Origin of the sequence: Acinetobacter schindleri (assembly GCF_010918895.1) — a bacterium.
Classification (GTDB): Bacteria; Pseudomonadota; Gammaproteobacteria; order Pseudomonadales; family Moraxellaceae; genus Acinetobacter; species Acinetobacter schindleri.
Window position 1 is genome coordinate 2,627,062 of the sequence record NZ_CP044483.1, and the last position, 18,934, is coordinate 2,645,995.

18 protein-coding genes are annotated in these 18,934 nt (G+C 39.0%); all 18 read right to left on the bottom strand.

Annotated elements, in window-relative coordinates; genetic code table 11:
• Window positions 1–55: 55 nt before the first annotated feature.
• The gene (locus FSC11_RS12550; RefSeq protein WP_163167233.1) at window positions 56–907 is read right to left on the bottom strand and encodes a thymidylate synthase; all 852 of its coding nucleotides are present in this window, start codon (window positions 905–907) and stop codon (window positions 56–58) included.
• Between the two features lie 849 nt (window positions 908–1,756).
• Window positions 1,757–2,758, bottom strand: a complete 1,002-nt coding sequence (locus FSC11_RS12555) for a TauD/TfdA family dioxygenase (RefSeq protein WP_163167235.1) — start codon at window positions 2,756–2,758, stop codon at window positions 1,757–1,759.
• 20 nt (window positions 2,759–2,778) lie between these two features.
• A complete protein-coding gene (locus FSC11_RS12560; protein WP_163167237.1) occupies window positions 2,779–3,525 on the bottom strand; it encodes a class II aldolase/adducin family protein in 747 nt (248 codons plus the stop codon).
• Window positions 3,522–4,529 (bottom strand): ketopantoate reductase family protein, encoded by a 1,008-nt coding sequence (locus tag FSC11_RS12565; RefSeq protein ID WP_163167239.1) that lies wholly within the window; start codon window positions 4,527–4,529, stop codon window positions 3,522–3,524. Before FSC11_RS12565 ends, FSC11_RS12560 begins: the two co-directional genes overlap by 4 nt.
• Window positions 4,530–4,570: 41 nt before the next feature.
• Window positions 4,571–5,350: an ABC transporter ATP-binding protein gene (locus FSC11_RS12570; RefSeq protein WP_163167241.1), complete on the bottom strand. Its 780-nt coding sequence runs from the start codon at window positions 5,348–5,350 to the stop codon at window positions 4,571–4,573.
• The gene (locus tag FSC11_RS12575) at window positions 5,347–7,149 is read right to left on the bottom strand and encodes a branched-chain amino acid ABC transporter ATP-binding protein/permease (protein WP_163167243.1); all 1,803 of its coding nucleotides are present in this window, start codon (window positions 7,147–7,149) and stop codon (window positions 5,347–5,349) included. Before FSC11_RS12575 ends, FSC11_RS12570 begins: the two co-directional genes overlap by 4 nt.
• Window positions 7,146–8,183, bottom strand: coding sequence for a branched-chain amino acid ABC transporter permease (locus FSC11_RS12580; protein ID WP_163167245.1), 1,038 nt, complete (start codon window positions 8,181–8,183; stop codon window positions 7,146–7,148). Before FSC11_RS12580 ends, FSC11_RS12575 begins: the two co-directional genes overlap by 4 nt.
• 98 nt (window positions 8,184–8,281) lie before the next feature.
• Window positions 8,282–9,424 (bottom strand): ABC transporter substrate-binding protein, encoded by a 1,143-nt coding sequence (locus tag FSC11_RS12585; protein ID WP_004890224.1) that lies wholly within the window; start codon window positions 9,422–9,424, stop codon window positions 8,282–8,284.
• A 41-nt stretch (window positions 9,425–9,465) separates the two neighbouring features.
• Window positions 9,466–10,734: an OprD family outer membrane porin gene (locus tag FSC11_RS12590; RefSeq protein ID WP_004890227.1), complete on the bottom strand. Its 1,269-nt coding sequence runs from the start codon at window positions 10,732–10,734 to the stop codon at window positions 9,466–9,468.
• A gap of 346 nt (window positions 10,735–11,080) precedes the next feature.
• The gene (locus tag FSC11_RS12595) at window positions 11,081–12,031 is read right to left on the bottom strand and encodes a p-hydroxyphenylacetate 3-hydroxylase reductase component (protein WP_163167247.1); all 951 of its coding nucleotides are present in this window, start codon (window positions 12,029–12,031) and stop codon (window positions 11,081–11,083) included.
• Between the two features lie 34 nt (window positions 12,032–12,065).
• On the bottom strand, window positions 12,066–13,019 hold the full coding sequence (locus FSC11_RS12600; protein ID WP_163167249.1) for a PDR/VanB family oxidoreductase: 954 nt from the start codon (window positions 13,017–13,019) through the stop codon (window positions 12,066–12,068).
• A gap of 19 nt (window positions 13,020–13,038) precedes the next feature.
• Window positions 13,039–13,776, bottom strand: a complete 738-nt coding sequence (locus FSC11_RS12605; RefSeq protein WP_163167251.1) for an SDR family NAD(P)-dependent oxidoreductase — start codon at window positions 13,774–13,776, stop codon at window positions 13,039–13,041.
• A gap of 10 nt (window positions 13,777–13,786) precedes the next feature.
• Window positions 13,787–14,272, bottom strand: coding sequence for an aromatic-ring-hydroxylating dioxygenase subunit beta (locus FSC11_RS12610; RefSeq protein ID WP_163167253.1), 486 nt, complete (start codon window positions 14,270–14,272; stop codon window positions 13,787–13,789).
• Between the two features lie 10 nt (window positions 14,273–14,282).
• Entirely contained in the window at window positions 14,283–15,560 is a 1,278-nt protein-coding gene (locus FSC11_RS12615) for an aromatic ring-hydroxylating oxygenase subunit alpha (protein ID WP_163167255.1), read from the bottom strand.
• A 28-nt stretch (window positions 15,561–15,588) separates the two neighbouring features.
• On the bottom strand, window positions 15,589–16,137 hold the full coding sequence (locus FSC11_RS12620) for a nuclear transport factor 2 family protein (RefSeq protein WP_163167257.1): 549 nt from the start codon (window positions 16,135–16,137) through the stop codon (window positions 15,589–15,591).
• Window positions 16,138–16,162: 25 nt separating this feature from the next.
• Window positions 16,163–16,522, bottom strand: coding sequence for a hypothetical protein (locus FSC11_RS12625; protein WP_004890246.1), 360 nt, complete (start codon window positions 16,520–16,522; stop codon window positions 16,163–16,165).
• Window positions 16,523–16,574: 52 nt separating this feature from the next.
• Window positions 16,575–17,735 carry an acyl-CoA dehydrogenase family protein gene (locus FSC11_RS12630; protein ID WP_004890248.1) on the bottom strand — a complete coding sequence of 387 codons (1,161 nt, stop codon included), beginning with the start codon at window positions 17,733–17,735 and terminating at the stop codon, window positions 16,575–16,577.
• Complete coding sequence (locus FSC11_RS12635; RefSeq protein ID WP_163167800.1) at window positions 17,732–18,865, bottom strand: amidase; 1,134 nt, start codon at window positions 18,863–18,865, stop codon at window positions 17,732–17,734. The genes FSC11_RS12630 and FSC11_RS12635 overlap by 4 nt, the downstream gene beginning before the upstream one ends.
• Window positions 18,866–18,934 lie beyond the last annotated feature (69 nt).

Consider the following 18,934-nt stretch of genomic DNA (forward strand, 5'->3'; position numbering starts at 1 on the left):
GAATCAAAGTAAACGTGTTTGCCACCAATTCTCATTTTATTTTGATGAGATGTTTCTATACAGAAAATGGATACGCGATATGTTCATGATATTGATATCCTTCAACTTCAAAATCATCCAATGTCACCCATGTTTCAATATCTTCTAGACTCTTAATATCAGGATTGATATGAAGCTTAGGCGATGGATAAGGTTCACGTTTTAGCTGAACATCACGCATGAGTTGTAATTGATCTTCATAAATATGTGCATTTACTATCTTATGATATGCCTTTCCAGCCTTATGCCCTGTGATTTGGGCCATCAGAGCGAGTAAAGTAAAAACTTGAATTTGATTAAAGTTTTGACCTAAGGGCACATCACATGAACGTTGAGATGAGGTTAAATAAAGGGTATCCCCCACTAAAGAAAAGGTATGAGTATGCATACATGGGCGTAAGCATCCCATATCAAACTCACCTGGGTTATAAAAAGTTAGAATTTCACCACGATCATCAATGCCATTACGTAAGTCATCGTAAATTTTACGAAGTTGATCAAACTCTTGACCTTCGGAGTTACGCCAATGACGTCCTTGAACTCCATAAACGCGCCCCATATCATCTTCACCTTTACGATGGGGGTTAGCTAACCAAGCTGCATTTTCGTTAGCATTCGCATTCCAAGTATTACAACCAATCGCTCTGAATTGAGCAGCATTGTCATACCCACGTAAGTAGCCTAGCAACTCTGCAATAGCTGCCTTCCAATAACTTTTTCGAGTTGTCACTAAAGGGAACTCATTTGTCCCTACATTGTATTCTAAATCAGCATTAATAACGGTTAAACAACGCTTTCCAGTTCGTTCATTCTCAACCCATACGCCTTCATCAACTATGCGTTGACACAAATCTAGATATTGCTTCATTTAACTACCTTAATTGTTATAGCTTAACAATCTGACTATTGCCTAATTTTAAGTAATTATCAAATTCGCTCAGCTAAATTAACTTCTCATCAGGTCACAATTTCTGTGGCATTTAAACAAAAAATTTCTCCCCAACGAAATCAATTCACATTATAGAGTTTAAGAGCCCTTTTTCACAAATCTATAAGTGATTATCCTAATTTTTGATTAACCAGCATACCAACAGACAAGGCACTTAAAAAAATAAAATATAATTATCAAATGCTTATAATAAATTCAAGTAACTTTTGGACTCCGAATTGATTAATCTTACACTTTCTTATAAACCTTAAAGTAGAATGCTGACTGCTCTATAACCATTAAGTTTTCTCATTGTTAATATGGATTTAAATTATCAGGCTAAAAAACTTTAAATTGGTTACTAACCTCAAAATCTATAATCAAGAAATCAATGAAAGAAGAATAGATATTAAGCACATATTTGGCAGCACAAAACCTCTAAAATCTTTGTTGAGTGTTATCAAAATAGAGGCAAAAGACTTGGTTTGAGATTCAATTTAATCACCGGAATCTATACATAAAAAGTGATTTACGAAAGAGAGCTCATATTTATATTTCGCTATTCTATAAAAATAAACTAGAGGTAAAATTATGATTTTCTTTTAATTTAATTCATGATTTAAATAATTAAAATGTACATAATTTGGTATTTAAATCCATCTACAAAGAGAGCATAAGGATGACTTAACCACTAGTAAAAAATAAGCCATCCTACGCTGAATTCTTCATAAACTATGCTAAAAATACAGTGCTTGTTTTCTTGTTTGAATACCGCATATTGCGAATAGACTATGCGACTTTTGCCGCTATACCATTTCGACCAGGAAAATCTTTAGCTAGTTCACGTGCATTCGACATTTTCAACCATAAACGTAGTAGTTTTCTACGCTGACTCTGCTCTTCAAAATCTTCAAATGCTGTTCTTGAATGCATGACACTATAATTGTTACAGAACTGCATATCTCCTGGTTCAAGCATCATGTCTAGTCGAAGATCTGGATTATTAATAAAATGATCAAAAATATCAAATGCTTGCTTTTGTACACTAGAAAGTGGTATACCGAGACGCTCATGCCCTAACTCGATATATGCTCGCATATATCGGCAGCTTAATTTACCTTCCCAATAGCTAAAAATGGGCGTTAAACTTGGCTCTGGATCACCTAAATGATCACAATAGGTCGGATGATAGTAATAACCGAGATATTCAGGGTATTTTTCCAAAATTTGATTATATACAGTGGCTGCACTAACTAAACTGCTAAGCCCGCCTTGCTTTGCTTTACGAATCGATAATAGACCAACGACATCGGACAAATCAGTGTGATATGGAAGATAGGCATTGGTTTCGTATACACGTGTTGACTTATTCTTTAAATCACCTACATTTTCAACCTTGCCAAGTAAATCACCATGTGCGTTTTGTGTGACAGGTTGCCCCATATATAAACCAATCACAAAATACAGCGTAGCCATTTGATCTTCAGAATAACGGTTAACATCTAATCCTTTTAAAAGGAAGAATCCATATCCATTTTCTAATTCGTCTGACCATTTGGAAAATTCCGCCAGAATTCCTGGATCTTTTACGGTCAGATGCTCATGATTGATCTGTGCTAGCGTAAGTTTTTCCGATTCTATATAAGCTAGATTTTCATCTAAAGCCTGAATTGCATTTGCTGACAAATGATAAATCCAGTCATCTTTATGGATTAGATCTTTTCCAACCCATGCAGTTCTTTCTTGGATTGGTGTTGTCAAAATAATATTTTTATTAAGATTAGATTCCATTGTTACGCTCCCCCTATTCTTTAATGGTTTTCTTGCATTTTTCTGACCATGGCATTGAAAAATTTATCGGCAAAACTACTTTCCTTGATCAGCATTTGTGTGAGGTCTGCACACTTTTGCTGTACTGTTTCAGTCAAATGAACATCTTCTCCTTGCATTGCGTCTGCCTGACACTGAATTTCCGCTGCACGCTGTACTGTCCAGAGCAAGAAAAATGCTTTTTCAATACTGCTTTCACCGACAGCCACACCATGATTACGTAAAACCAAAATATGATGATCGCCTAAACTTTCAATCATGCGCTGTTTTTCGTCTTCGAAAAGCGTAATACCTTCAAAAGTGTGGTATCCAATTCGACCATATAGCTGTGCACCATAGAAATTATCGTATTTAAAGCCCTGCTTTTTTTGTGTAATCGCACTAATTGGTGTTGTATGGGTATGGATCACACAGCGGATATCATCGCGGGCACCATGAACCGCACTATGAAGAGCAAAACCTGCAGGATTGGCATCATATTCGGAAGGCATTACTTTATTGCCTTTTAGATCCACTTTTAATAGATTTTCAGGGGTGATTTCTGTGTAATTGAGACCAAATGGATTCACTAAATAATAATGTTCATCACCTGGTAGACGGGCAGAAATGTGGTTAAAAATCGTCTCTGTCCAGCCAAAAAAATCAATAAGATGATAACAATGAGCAAGCTTTACTCTGAGTTGCCATTCAGTATCTAAAACATTTAAAGGATTTACAGTTGAATTCATGATGCAGCTCCTTCTTGCTTAAGTGATTGTGTGCTAAGAAATTGAGTAAGGTCGTAAATACAGCGTGTCATGGGCATTTCACAGCCATAAACTTCAGCAAGTTCAAAAACTGCGTCTGCAATACTTTCTAATTCCAGCCGATGTTTTTTTTGATAGTCGTACCACATGGACGTATAGGTTGCGCCCATTTCTGTACCAAGTTTCAAAAAAGTAGTGGGATCAATAGTGATACGGGCACCATAACACGCTGCGACTTGCCTAACCTCTTGGGTGATAGCACGTGAGATAGGATGTAAATATGGATGAGAATAAATTTGGTCTAGGCTGGTATTGGCTACTACTGAAAGTGGGTTAGAACTCAGATTAGCCATCACCTTAGTCCAAATTTGATCACGAATTGTTTCAACTGGTCGAGCTTCAATGTTGGTATCTACAAACAGTTCAACAAGTTGTTTTAATCGATTACTAAGTTGATGGTCTGGTTCACCAAAAATCAACAAATAAGGATTAATAGACTTCACTTTTCCAGGTTGCAATAATTGTGCAGTAATAAAAACAACTGACCCGATTAAATTCTTCAAAGGAAATTGTGTTGATAATTGCGCATTGGGATCTAAGGATTTGATATAAGTCTTTTCACTTGAATGCTCTATTCCATAAAAATACCAGAATGGAATTCCATTCATTAATGGAACAATCACCGTATCATCATGCAATAAAGCTTTTAACTGCGGTGTAATCTCAGCCAAGGCATGAAATTTGGTTGCAATAAAAATATAATCCTGTGGTTCAAGTTCACTCACATCACTCACCACACGGTAAGGCCGGATGTGGTGATGACCGGTGAGATCTTCAAGATGGATACCCTCTTGAGAAATCACATGATAGTTTTCCCCACGTGCAATCACGCTGACTTGATGGCCAGCCAGTGTCAATCGAACAGTCAATACGCTTCCTATCGCACCTGCTCCATAAACCAATATCTTTTTAGCTGATTGTTGCATCATCGCCTCCTTTATTGCTGAGTTGCACTCAACAGTTGCGATTAAACCGCCAGAATATCTTGGTGCTTACTATTAATGCCTAAATAGCTTTCAATGATTCTTGGATCTTCAACAAGCTCACTGCCCTTCCCTTGCATAGACAACTCGCCCATTTCAAGTACATAGGCATAATCAGCAAGTTTTAAGGCTGCACGTGCGTTTTGTTCAACCAGTAAAATTGAAACACCTTGACCACGTAATTGATCGATCACTTTAAAGATTTCACGTGTAATAAGTGGTGCTAAGCCCAGACTCGGTTCATCTAACATCAGGAGTTTAGGCTTTGCCATTAATGCACGTCCTACAGCCAGCATCTGTCGCTCACCGCCTGAAAGTGTACCCGCCTCTTGTCCGCGACGCTCTTTGAGACGTGGGAAAATGGTATAGACCTCATCCAAGGTATCTTTCAAAGAACGATCACCTTGACGATAACGCTGGAACGCGCCAAGCATAAGGTTGTCTTCGATACTCATAGAACCAAAAAGCTCGCGCTTCTCTGGAACTAAGCCTAAACCTCTGACCACCATAGTTTCAACTTGTGGCCCTTGTTCAATATGCCCATCAAAATCGACCTGTCCTTTAGAACCTAATAGTCCCATGATTGCGGACAATAGAGTGGTTTTACCAGCACCATTTGGACCGACCACTGAGACGATCTGACCTTCATTGACGCGCATATTAAAATTCATCAAAGCTTCAACTTTGCCGTAGGCAACACTCAAGTTTTTTACTTCGAGTAAAGATTTACCTTGATCATTTTGATTTGTATTTATGAGTGTCATGCCACACCTCCAAGATATGCTTCGAGAACAGCCTCATTTTTTTGGATTTCTTCCGGTAAGCCTTCAGCAATTTTTTGACCGAATTCCATCACGACAATGCGATCTGCAAGGTTCATGACAAAGTCCATGTCATGTTCAACCAATAAAATAGCCATACCTTGTTCACGTAATCTGGAAAGTAATTCTGCTAAGGCTTGTTTTTCCTTAAAACGTAAGCCTGCTGCAGGCTCATCAAGGAGTAATAAACTTGGGCTTGCACATAAAGCACGTGCAATTTCGAGAATACGCTGTTGTCCAAGTGCCAAACTGCCTGCTTCAGCATATAAATAGTCACCTAGACCAACACGTTCGAGTTGAGTTTTAGCTTCGTTTAACAAGATATTTTCTTGTTCACGATCTAGATAAAACATGGAGGATAAAACCCCTTTATCACCACGCAAATGCGCCCCAATCGCGACATTTTCCAAAACGGTCATTTCAGGCAAAATTTTGACATGTTGGAAAGTTCGACTTAAACCTAATTTGGCAATTTCACGAGAAGCTATTCCGTTGGTTTTTTTACCCTGGAATATTACTTCTCCGCTGGTTGGAACATCTACACCGGAAATTTGGTTAAACATGGTACTTTTACCAGCACCATTCGGACCAATGAGTGCCAGTACTTCACCGGCATGAATTGTTAAATTCATATCGTTATTGGCAACAAGACCACCAAACTTTTTGGTAATGTTTTTCGCTTCAAGAATCACTGTTCCTTTTGCAGGAATTTCGGTTTCTTTCAATGTATTTTCGACGGGTTGGATTGTCGGATGAATATCAACTGGTTTAAAACGACTTGGCGTATATTTAACAATAAATGCCCAAAGACCAGCAGGTGCTTTTTGCATCAGAATAATAATGATCAAACCAAAGAAAATGGTTTCATAATGACCTTCACTGCCAAAAATGATTGGCAAAATATCCTGAAGCCATTGACGAACCATAGTAAAAATACCCGCACCCAGTATTGCTCCCCAGATACTTCCTACACCACCTAAAAGTGCCATAAATAAGTAGTCAATACCCATTTGTAATCCAAATGGAGTTGGGTTAATAAAGCTTTGGGTATGGGCATACAGCCAACCTGAAACAGAGGCAAATAAAGATGCTGTAATAAATACCATCATTTTTGAACGGAAAGTATTTACGCCCATCGACTCAGCCATGAGCTGTCCACCTTTCAGTGCACGTATCGCCCGTCCTTCACGTGAATTAAGTAAGTTCTTGGTAATAATGATTGCGCCGAACAAAATTAACCAAATGAGATAATAGATTTTGTTGCTGCTATCAAAGGCATAACCTGCCACAGAGATACTAGGGATATTTGAAATCCCGGAATGCCCACCCAAAGATTCAATGGTCGAGAAGAAGTAATAAAGTGAAATGCCCCAGGCGATTGTGCCTAAAGGTAGATAATGCCCTGATAATTTAAGGGTTAGACCACCCACAAGAACTGCTGATACCAGCGTAATAACAATACCTAACAAGAGTCCTAACCAAGGATTACCCCCTGTCCAAGCCAAAAACGAAGGAAGCTGTTCGGTCACTGTTAAATACGCAGTTGCGTATGCACCAATACCAACGAGGGCTGCTTGACCGAAACTGGTCATACCACCAACACCCGTCAGTAGCACTAGACCTAATACAACCAGCGCATTTAAACCAATGTAATTCAGTAAGGTCACTTGATAGGTTGGTAGAAAAAATGGACTCACAAATACCACTAAGGCAAAGGCTAAAAATAAATATTTAGATTTCATTCTTCATCCTCCTCGACGTGACGAGCAGTCAAAGATTTCCAGAGTAAGAAAGGAATAATGAGTGTGAAGACAATAATTTCTTTGTAGTCACTTGCCCAAAACATAGAGAAAGCTTCAATGAGTCCGACAACTAAAGAACCTATTGCTGCAACGGGGAAGCTAATCAAACCACCGATAATGGCGCCTACAAATCCTTTAAGGCTAATCACGAAACCTGAATCGTAATAAAGCGTCGTAATAGGCGCGATTAATATGCCCGAAAGGGTGCCAATGAAAGCAGCCAGAATAAAAGTCAATTTACCTGCAAAAATTGGTGAAATACCCATAAGCTGAGCACCGACACGATTCACTGCTGTTGCATGTAAAGCTTTGCCATATAAGGTTTTTTCGAAGAAATACCACAATAAAAAAATTAAAATAAAGAATGCTGCAATAATCACTAGTGTTTGACTATTGACCATCAAGCTACCCAATTCAAATGTTGCATCACTGAAAGGTTGAGTTTGAGCGCCATTCGGCCCAAAGATCAGTAATCCGATACCCACTAAAACCACATGAACAGCAATAGAAACAATTAAAAGGACTAATGGTTTAGCAGCCACTAAAGGCTGGAAGAAAGTTCGATAAAGTTGCGGACCAAGTGGAGTAATGACTGCAAGCGTTAATATAACTTGCCACCACATTGAAAGTTCAGCTAAAGGTAATTTGTACATCGCAGCAATAATGAGCCCGATGTAAATTGCACTGAATAATGTGACTTTATGATTAAAGGTTGCGTTATGTTTGAATTTTGCATACAGATCTAAAACCGTATTGATGCAAAATAGCGCAGCAACTAGCCAAACGATTAGACTAGGATGACCTGCTTGTATCGAAGCTAATGTTAATGCGCCAAAAACTGAAAATTCACCTAAAGGAATCAATAAAATACGTGTGACTGTAAAGACTAAGATGATGCATAAAGCCAATAATGCATAAATTGCACCACTGGTTATCCCATCCTGTCCAAGAATTAATGCGATATTCAAATCCATAACATCTTCCTAACCATTCTTGCGGATGAATCATCCCAAAGTGATGAATGAATCATCACTTTTGGGTAGTTATTGAATAATATTTAAAAAATGAGGAATTACTTGAGAAGTTTCCACTGACCGTTCTTAACAATAATTAACTCACGACCACGTTTATCGAATCCGCTATGGTCTTTGGCATTCATGTTATAAACACCTTGCGTACCTGCTACTTCTTTTGTATTTTCAAGTGCTTGGCGTAGTTCCTTACGGAATTGAACTGTGCCCGGTTTTGCTTTTTTCAAGGCTACTGGAATCGCCTTTTCTAGTAGCAAGCCAGCATCATAGACATTGGCACCAAAGGTTGCAGGAACCTGTTTATATTTTGCTTTATAGTCATTGATATATTTCAATGCCACTTTTTTCGAAGGATGCGTATTAGGCACTTCGTTAATAACCAACATTAAACTTGCAGCTAAAATCGTATTTTCTACTTTCTTGCCACCAAGTTTTAGATACTGATCCAGTGCAGCACCATGCGTTTGGTAGACTTGCCCACGATAACCTCGATCATAAAGTGCCGCTTGTGGTGGAACGGCAGAGCTACCAGGCGCGGCAACTAAAATCGCTTGAGGCTTTTGACTAATAAGTTTTAAAGCTTGCCCTGTCAAAGAAGTATCTTGACGTTGGAAAGACTCTTTAGCGACAATCTTAATGCCATGTTTTGCAGCAAGGTTTGCAAGTACCTTACCCCAGTTCTCACCATACGGATCCGCTGTTCCAATAAAACCTAAGGTTTTAATTTTACGCTTCACCATATCCTGAACGAGAGCTTCTGCAATAATTTCATCGTTTTGTGTAGTTTTAAAAACCCATTTCTTCTGTTCATTCATTGGTTGAACAATTGAAGAGGTACCTACAGGAGCAAGAAGTGGAACTTGTGCTTTAGCAATTGTTCCAATGACTGCAGTTGCATTCGGTGAACCTGATGGACCGATAATTGCGTCAACCTTATTTTCTTTAATCAGCTTTTCAACAGCTTTTACAGATGCTGTGGGATCACTTGCATCATCAAGTGAAATATAACGCACATTTTCATTACCAATTTTTTTAGGTAATAAGGCAATACTGTTCTTCTGCGGAATGCCTACCATTGCAACTGGACCAGATGATGACGTGACAACGCCAATTGTAATATCTGCTTGCGTAGTACTTGCGGCAGCAATGACACAGCTTGCCATCAATAGTTTTTTAAAATTCATCTGTATCTCCATTATTCAGATTATTCTGTCTTTTTTAGTACTTAGAATTTATAGGTGTAAGTAGTGATAATTCGGTTTTCAACGAAATCTGTGCCTGGTGTATTACCTGCGCCATATTTTGTGGTTGTGTCGATATAACGCCATTCCAAACCTAGCCCTTTGAATGTGCCTTGAGGAACGGTGTAGCCTAAAATGAAGTTGGTTTCAGTTTCTTCATTATCTTTAAATCCAGCACGAGCAATATCGCTACCATGCAAGTAACGTGCTGTCGCACGCAAACCTGGTACACCTAGTGCTTTAAAGTCGTATGAATAAAGAATGTGATAGGTCAACTCTTCTGGTTTAATAAATCCAAGTAATGACCATGTATGTAAAAATGGTTGAGGTGCATAACCTGCCAATGTTGGGAACGGGCTATCGCCTTTATTTTTTTGCACACCTGCTGTAATAGTATGTGGACCGTTGTTTAAATTGGCTTGTATACCAAAAGTTTGGCTGTCGATGTTACCGTAATAAGCATCACCCGCTTCACTGTTATTAAAATAACGTGCATCAAATTTCACCTTACTCTCACCGATTGTGGTGTTATAAGCAGCATTTAAATAATGCTGTTGATAGATATCTTCTAATTGACCATACCAATATGCACCCGTGACACTTGGAGTAAAGTTGTAGTCCAGCCCCAAGTAATTTAGACCATCACTTTCAAATCGCGGACCATTCGGTGCAAATAAACTGAGTTTTTCAAATGAATCATCATTACGAGCATTAATATGGGTAATGCGTCCTAGAGATAGCTTCAGGTTATCAATCGCTTTAGTTTCAAGTGCCACACCTGCATAGGTTGTCACCAGTTGGCGTGAATCATCAATAAATGCCACTGGAGTACGTGGCATAAGCTCACCAATACGCAATTCAGAATCTTGATATTTAAGCTTAAGCGTTGCACCTAACTTATGATAGTGATTCACCTGTTTTCCATCTTCAAATGGCAAAACGGTATCTGGGCGCTCTTCATTTCGATCAGACAAACGAAGTGCGTAATTTGCCGTGAGATCAAGACCTACTTGCAGTGGGGTCTCCGTATAACCAGATGAAAATTTAATACCTGCTGCTTGAGACCAACTGCCAATGTCAGGTTGAGCACTATCAAAATCTCGTTCTAAATAAAAATTTCTAAAATTTAAAGATGTTTCACTATCTTTGACAAAATCAGCATATGCAACACTGCTACAGCTCAATGCTAATAATGTGTAGGCTGATATAAATTTGAGACGATTTTGTTTCCCCACTTTGACTGCTAATTCCATTATTTAGACCTTTTTATCAAATTAATTTTTATTCTCACTGGCGCTCTTTTTTAGCTGGCGAGAAATGTATTCCATTGCAGAACTCTCAGCATATTTAAGTTTCCAATACTTAATGATGCTCTTTGATTCTTTTATAATTCCATAGAAAATTCAATTATCTTATAAGTATATTAATATACTTAAAATAAAGAATATTCAATGTAATTTGCAATAATTAAATTAAGCGAATTCCATGCCAATTTAAAATTTTTACGTGATTTTTATTCTTTTTTACAACAGTGATATCTATATTAGACTTTTCTATAAATATCACTAACTTATACCTTAAAGAAAAGCGGTTTTACGACTAAATTCCGGCAATATCTCTCAATATTTTAGTAAAATTTTCTTTTTCAATTTCACTATATTTTGAGAACACCTCATTTTGGTGCCTATTTGCGATATCAAATAGAGTATGTGCAGTTTCTTGCCCTTTTTCAGTGAGTTGGAAGAATTGCTCGGTTTCAATTAACAGACCATCTTTTTTCAGGATTTCTGCAGCCTGTTCTACTTGCTGCATCGGCATAGCAATATCACGAGGTAAATCTGCTTTGCTTGAAGTTGTACCACTACCCAACACTAACAGTAAGCGAGCCTCACTGGTTCTAAAACCACTACCCAGTTGTTTAGGAATATAATCATTTTGGTAAAACTTAAAAGCGCGACTCATGAGATAGCAAACATTCTGGTTTAAATAACCGTGATGCATCTTGCCCAATTCACCTTCTTGGATGGACTGTTTCAATTGAACCATGGGATGCGGTGTGACAGCGGAATAAGCTCCTTGATGGTATACCAGCGGGCTACGACCTTCATCATGGAAAGCCACAACTTTACCAATGATAATCCAGTGATCTCCACCTTCAATAACTTGATGACGCTCACACTCAAAAACAGCTGAACAGTTGGCTAAAATTGGGGCATTGCCCTTGCCTGGTTCGTAGTTCACACCATCAAACTTATCTACAGTACGGCGTGCAAATTTGTTCGATAATTCAATTTGGTTTGCAGATAAAATATTTACCGCAAAATGTGTCGCTTCAGAAAAAACTGAATAGCTTGAAGATTTTTTATCGATACTCCATAAAATAAGTGAAGGATCAAGTGAAACGGAGTTAAAACTATTGGCTGTGACCCCGACTTTCTCACCCATTGAATTTTGTGCTGTCATAATGGTAACACCAGTCACAAAGTTACCTAGAGCACGTCTGAATTTCATTGGATCAACGCTATACTGCGCTTGTGATAATGTAGACATAATATTCTTTCCTTTTTATTCCTAAAGTCGGATCTTAAATATCTAAGACCAGACGAGCAGATTTAGAACGAGAGCAACATACTAAGATTTGTTCATTCTCTGCTTTTTCTTCATCCGTTAAATACACATCACGATGGTCAGGTTCGCCTTCTAATACGTCACACAAACATGTACCACAGACACCTTGTTCACATGATTTTTCGATTTTGATGCCTTCTCTTGCTAATGCATCAATTAAGCTTTCATCCGCTGCAACTGTAATAATTTTATTACTTCGTTGAGCCACAACTTCAAAGGTATCGCCAGTAACATCTATTTCTACGTTGAAATATTCTTTATGGATTTGCTGATCTATAAATTGATTTGCCTTCGCTAAATCGATTACCCAATCCATAAAGCCATTCGGACCGCAAGTATAAATATGTGATTTAGTATCGAGCTGTTTAAAATGGTCTGTCAGATAGTCACGGTGACTTGCACCTTCGGCTTTAAAATGGAATTGTGTAAACTCACCCAGCGGACCATGTTCAATTTCTTCAACAAAAGCACAGTATTCACGACTACTTCCGCAATAATGCAATTCAAATGATTTACCTTGCGCTAGTAATTCATATGCCATCGTAATCAATGGTGTAATTCCGATGCCCCCACCAATTAATATCGAATGAGAAGCGTCTACGAGTGGAAATAAATTTCTGGGTGCACTCACTTGTAAATGCATGCCTGGTGTCAACTCATCAAATGCACAAGTTGACCCACCACGCGATTGTGGATCCTTTAAAATACCTAGACGGAAAATTCCAGTTTGCTTGGGATTCTGACATAGGGAATATTGGCGTATTAAACCATTTGGCAAATGCACATCGATATGTGCCCCTGCTTCTATACTTGGTAATGTAACGTTATTTGCTGAGGTGAGTTCTAGCACAGCAATTGTGCCACCCTCTACTCGGCGGCTTTGGAGTACTACATCAAATAATTCAGTCATATTTTCACCTTATACGCATTTAGCGCATAAATAAGCCACCATTAATGTCCCATGTTGCACCTGTAACAAAGGCCGCCTCTGGCTGAGCCAATAAAGCAATTGTCTGTGCTATAAAATGCATAGAACCAAGTTGTTGGACAGGAATATTGGTCACGAATTTTTCGAGATTTTCTTCGCCGACAACTTGACGAACCATTGGTGAATCCATTGGACCTGGCGCAATTGCATTTACAGTCACTCCTTGTGCTGCAAACTGCTTAGCAAAAATTTTGGTCAATGTTGTAATGGCACCCTTAGATGCGGCATAGTGTGCACCCGTTGCAGTTCCGCCATTTTGACCCGCCAGCGAAGACAGGTTGATCATACGGCCATAGCCTTTACTTGCCATGTATTGACCAAATACTTGGCAGGCAGTGAACGTACCTCGTTGATTGACTTGACAAACCCAGTCAAATTCTTCTGCTGTAATTTCAAGTACCGGCGTCGCTTTAGTCACTGCTGCATTATTCACTACGACATCTAAACGCTGAAAATTTTGCTCAATAAATACAATCGCATTTTTAAAATCAGCACACTCTGCTATATCCAGTTTCAAAACAGACATATTTGCCGAAAATTGACTTTTAGCAATATTTTGCTGAGCGAGCTCAGGATTCATGTCTGAGACGATAACCTGATAATCTAATGATGCAAAATGTTCTGCAATCGTCCAACCTAAACCTGATGCTGCACCTGTAACTAAAGCGACTTTTTTCATCTTCACTCCATTACAAGATATAGCTAATACCAGCTAAGGTATCAGTTGAGTTAATTAAATTAATGATTTTACGACGGATCTTAAAACCTTGTTCTCCATCGCGAACTAAATGATAAGTAACGTCTGCGGTATAATGACGCAAGTTTTCTTTACGGAATTCGCGTAGGTTTTGCGCACAACGTAATACGATTTCATTGTTGTCATTTTGAAGAATACGGACACGTGATAAGCTACGAATTGTATTGGCCTTCGGTGAAGTTGAAATTGCTTCACCATTTTCTAAACGCTCTACACGTAGCTGACGCATATGGTGATTGTCATAGGCATAGTTCAGATGATTTTCATAATCGGTTAATGCAGGATCAATCGGGATAATATAGAGACCTTGCTCTTCCCACAGTGATAACCATGTCCGATACTCGGAATGATCAAGCATGTCAGCTTCTGACCAGATAAATGCTGTTACTTCATTCACTAAATTCACATCAATTTTCATTGCATTCTCCTTAGACCGTCATCATCTTTTTCCACTGCTGGTAAGCAGCACGCATGCCTGTTTCCGCACTTACATCACTCTTCAAGCCATCTTCAGTTTTGATTTCGCCTGGTAGACCACGATGTAACATGATCCAAAGATCATTGCCTGCACTTGAACCTTTTTGCACGCGTTCCCATGCTTCTGCATCATCAGGCGTACCGAAACCAAATGGGCCTTGGAAATGTTCATGCAAACGTAAACGATATTGGTTGGCAATTTGTGGACCGCCATCCATAGTGATGACTGAATGATGAATTTCCGTTTTATCAACTGCTAAAGGCTGCATAACCCGGAAGAATGCCATTGAGCATGCGATATTTGGGAAAATATTCAGGTTAAAACCCGATCCACCCACTGCACGGCATATACGACGAACTTCGAGCTCTTCATGACCTTCGTTGCGTAGTGCTTGAGCAAGTTCTTCAAAGCGTTCTTGAATAGGGCGCTCCATTAACTCTTCTTCTAAATCAATAAGTTCTGGAATCATCACCATGACGCTGTGACCATTACCTAAATCTTCAACGTAACCCGGCTGATTTTCGAAGTTAAAGAGTTCTTCTGTTTTTTCATCAACTGAACTTAAGAAGGATTTGTGTACCAAGGGGAAGTGATACGCATCTGTTGTATTTTCAAGTTGGATTTTCCAGTTGCCCGGGAAAGTAAAACGATGTTCTCCTAAGACTTTAACTGGATAACCTGCACCTTGTTTCATAAATAAATCAATCCATTTTTTCGCAGGACCAAGGAAGTCTGCTAATGGTTCGATGTCTTGTTTGAAGGTTGCGAAGATCATGCCGTTATATTCTTCGACACGCAGACTCACCATTGGCAATTCTGATTTATCTAAGCATTCGCCATAACTTTCTGGAGACGGAACGCCACGTAATGTGCCATCCAATGCATAACTCCAACCATGATATGGACATACGAAGCTATTGGTTTTACCTTTTTTATGTTCACATACTGTTGCTGCACGGTGACGACAACGGTTGAGTAAAACGTGTACTTGTTTTTTACGATCACGCACGACTACAACAGGTTGTAAACCTATATTGATGGTTTTATAACTACCCGTATCTGGGATTTCACTGGCATGTGCGACCCAGACCCAAGTATTATTAAAAATCTTATCCATTTCCTGTTCGAAAATAGTTGGATCTTTATAAAGTGATGTATGCACACGATCACTTTGGACTAATTCGTTGTAATCAAGTTCAATATTTTGTGTTGGAATAAGGCTATTCATATCTATTTCCTATTTTTTTTGACTAGTCTTAAGCTTGCATATCTGAGCTATGCGCTTGAGGTACAGGTAATTCAGCAGTGCTATTCCAGTGATCTACAGGACGACTAAAAATGTTTTCCGTTTGAAAGTGTTTAATCTGCCATTGCCCATTTGGGTTTTTATTAAATTGAACCGTCAACTTTGCAGCATTGAGATGGCTCTGATGGCTTTTAAAGGTAGAGGTCTGTAGCATTAACCAACTACCTTTTGCTGTCGTGCCATCTACATAAATCTGCTCGGAACTCAAAAAATGAGCGTTCATAAGAAAATGGGAATCTTTTTGTGTATAGCTTTTGAACATGTCGTAAATAGATTGCCACGTTGTATAACGTCCAAAACTTTTACTATATTTCTCACCAATACCTTCCCAAATACTGTCAGCAGCAAATAGCGCCATGAGCTCATCTAGATTTGTATTTGCATCTAAATTGTCACAAATTTCCATATAGCGATTAATACAATTTCGGATCGCATTAGCTGCTTCTAAATGCTCCACACGTTTAATCAATTGATTAAGATCTAATTCGCTGACATCCATAACACTACCTTCAAACGGTCTAAACTTAACGTTGGATAATCAATTCACGTCCTGTACGTGCTTCAATTTTGCAGTACTTCCACAATTTATAAGGACCTTCACCCACAAGTGTTGTACGCACTAAGTTACATGCTGCATGTACAGTTTCAATGTCAGGTACATCTGCTAACAGATAAGTTGTCCAAGGAAAACCAGTACTTGGACCAACCATACTTTGGTCATCATCTAAATTGCCGTATACATGTACACCTGGTAGGTCATGAATACCATTCCACATTTCACCAAATGCTGCCCACACTGCTTTTGCTTCTTCTGGAGCAGCATCAAAAAAGTTTTGGTTAATGCCCATGCAGAATAAAACGCGTAAAGGTGATTTTTTTTCCATGAGATTTTTCCTTTTAGTTCATTTTAAAATGTGATCAATTTTGTCTTTTAAATTACAAATAGCCTGGAGTTGGTGGTAAGCCAAAGCTCATTGCTCCTGCATTTAATAATGTTGCATCCCCCATGAATGCATGTTGCGTCACCACATTTGCATCATTGACATAGCGGCTAAATGGGTTGTTGGTATAAATGGCTGTCATACCTGCTAGCATTTGTATTTTTCGTGCGACTTCGGCACTGGTTCTCGCTGCATGTGTACATGAAAGACGCATATTGCTGATTTGTTCAGGGCTTGGTTTTTCACCATTCAAAATTGCCTGCCAAGCATTATCCATCGTCTGATAGAACCAAGAACGAGCAGCTTGAAACTCAGCTTCAGCTTGAGCAAACTCGTACTGAGTAACAGGGCGATTTGCGATTTCAGAACCGCCTGTGATTGAAGCTTTTCCGGGCGCTAAAGCCTTAAATTCTTCCAGTGCTGCTGCTGCCACACCAATTCCAACCACAGTTAAAACTTGTGTCGCAAATGATAAAGATGGATATTTAAAAAAAGGTTCAGGTAAAGGTGAAGCCACCCCTCGAACAAATGTCCAGTCTTCACTTACTTCAACGTTATCAACAACAAGATCATGACTACCTGTGCCCTTTAAACCGACGGTGTCCCAAGTCATTTCAATTTTCAATTTGCTTGCAGGCATCACTGCAATTCGAGGTAGACCTGAAGCTTCATTGACTTTTTTCGGTGCAATTCCCACGCCGATAATGTCCGCCCCTAAGCATCCACTTGAGAATTTCCAACGGCCTTTGACTCTAAAACCGTTATCTGTGACCTCAGCAGGTTGTGGCGGAAAAATACCGGCAGCAAAAACCACATCAGGTCCATTTTGATAAATTTTTTCCAAAGTAGGGACTGGTAGACACCCTAAATAAGCTGGGCTCATTCCAAAACTTGCCACCCAACCTACGGATCCATCTGCCATCGAAATACGTTCAATACATTCACAGAATTGTCTTGGAGAACATTCATCACCACCAAAACGTGCTGGAACCAAAGCACGATAAATCCCAACTTCTTTTAATTTTTCGATAATATCTTGAGACACGTATCCCTGATCATCAAACTCGCCAGTACATGCACGTGTTTTAATTTCCTGACATAACGCTGTCATATCCGTTATTTCTATTTTTGATTTTTTTTCAGCTAAAGCGTTCATGAGCTAGCTCCTTGTGCAGATTTATTCGCATCTGAAATATATTTTGCTATGGCACAGAGTTGTTCATCTGCATGGTGTTTAGCGACCAGTTGCAACCCTACGGGTTGACCTTGTGCCGTTTCATAAGGAATAGTGATAGCCGGATGACCTGATAAATTAAAAGGTCTTACTAATGCCGTTAAATTTAGGAACGCAACAGTATTAGCAGCATCAACTACTTTAGGTGGAATCTGTGGAAGTGTTGGCAAACAGATCGCATCAAATTTTTCTAAGATGTCATCAATTTCTTTACGGAATTTTTCTCGAATTTGATTTGCATTATCGACTTGTTCCAGTGTTGTAGCAGATGCCTTAAGCAAACGCTGCTGAACATCATCTGCAATTTTTCCAGTCTCAGTTAAATGACCAAAGGCTTGCCATGCTTCATAATTAATCACATGCATGCCTGCTTCGAAAGCAGCCTTAAAAGACTCTGCTTTCACAACCTCATAAGCGATACTTGTATTTTCCAATTCCTGTAACAGAGTCGATTTCACGACTTCTTCTGCATCAACATCAAGTAGTGCTAAGCGTGGCGGCTTATTAATAAGAGGGAAAGGTTTGAAGGTTGGATCAATGCACTGCATTGCAAGTTCAATTGCATCTACAGAGTTTGCAAATGGACCTACACAGTCAAGTGACGTATCCTTAGGATGAACTCCGTTACGGCTAACGCGTGCGAAAGTCGGTTTTAGACCATATACGCCACAACACGCTGCTGGCATACGTATAGAACCACCTGTATCTGTACCCAAACTAAATTCAGCCAAATTTTCTGCAATGGCTGCTGCAGAACCACTCGACGAACCTCCAGGAATCAGTTCAGGATATTTAGGATTAGTTGGCGTTCCAAAATGATAGTTTATTCCTGTAATGCCATAAGCAAGCTCATGCATGACTGCCTTACCGACAATTTGACAATCATGAGCTAGTAAATGGTTTATCACATCTGCATTCTTTGTAGCTGGTGCTACATCAAGTAGTGCACAACTTCCCAAAGTTGTTCGCAATCCCTTAATATCAATTGAGTCTTTTATGATTACACGATGGCGGCCTGAACCGATTAACGTAGCTTCATATACACTATTCAATTCACTTTTCCATGTAATTTTATTAATTAAATCCAATATCTGAAAATTCAATGTAATTGTCAAGTAAAT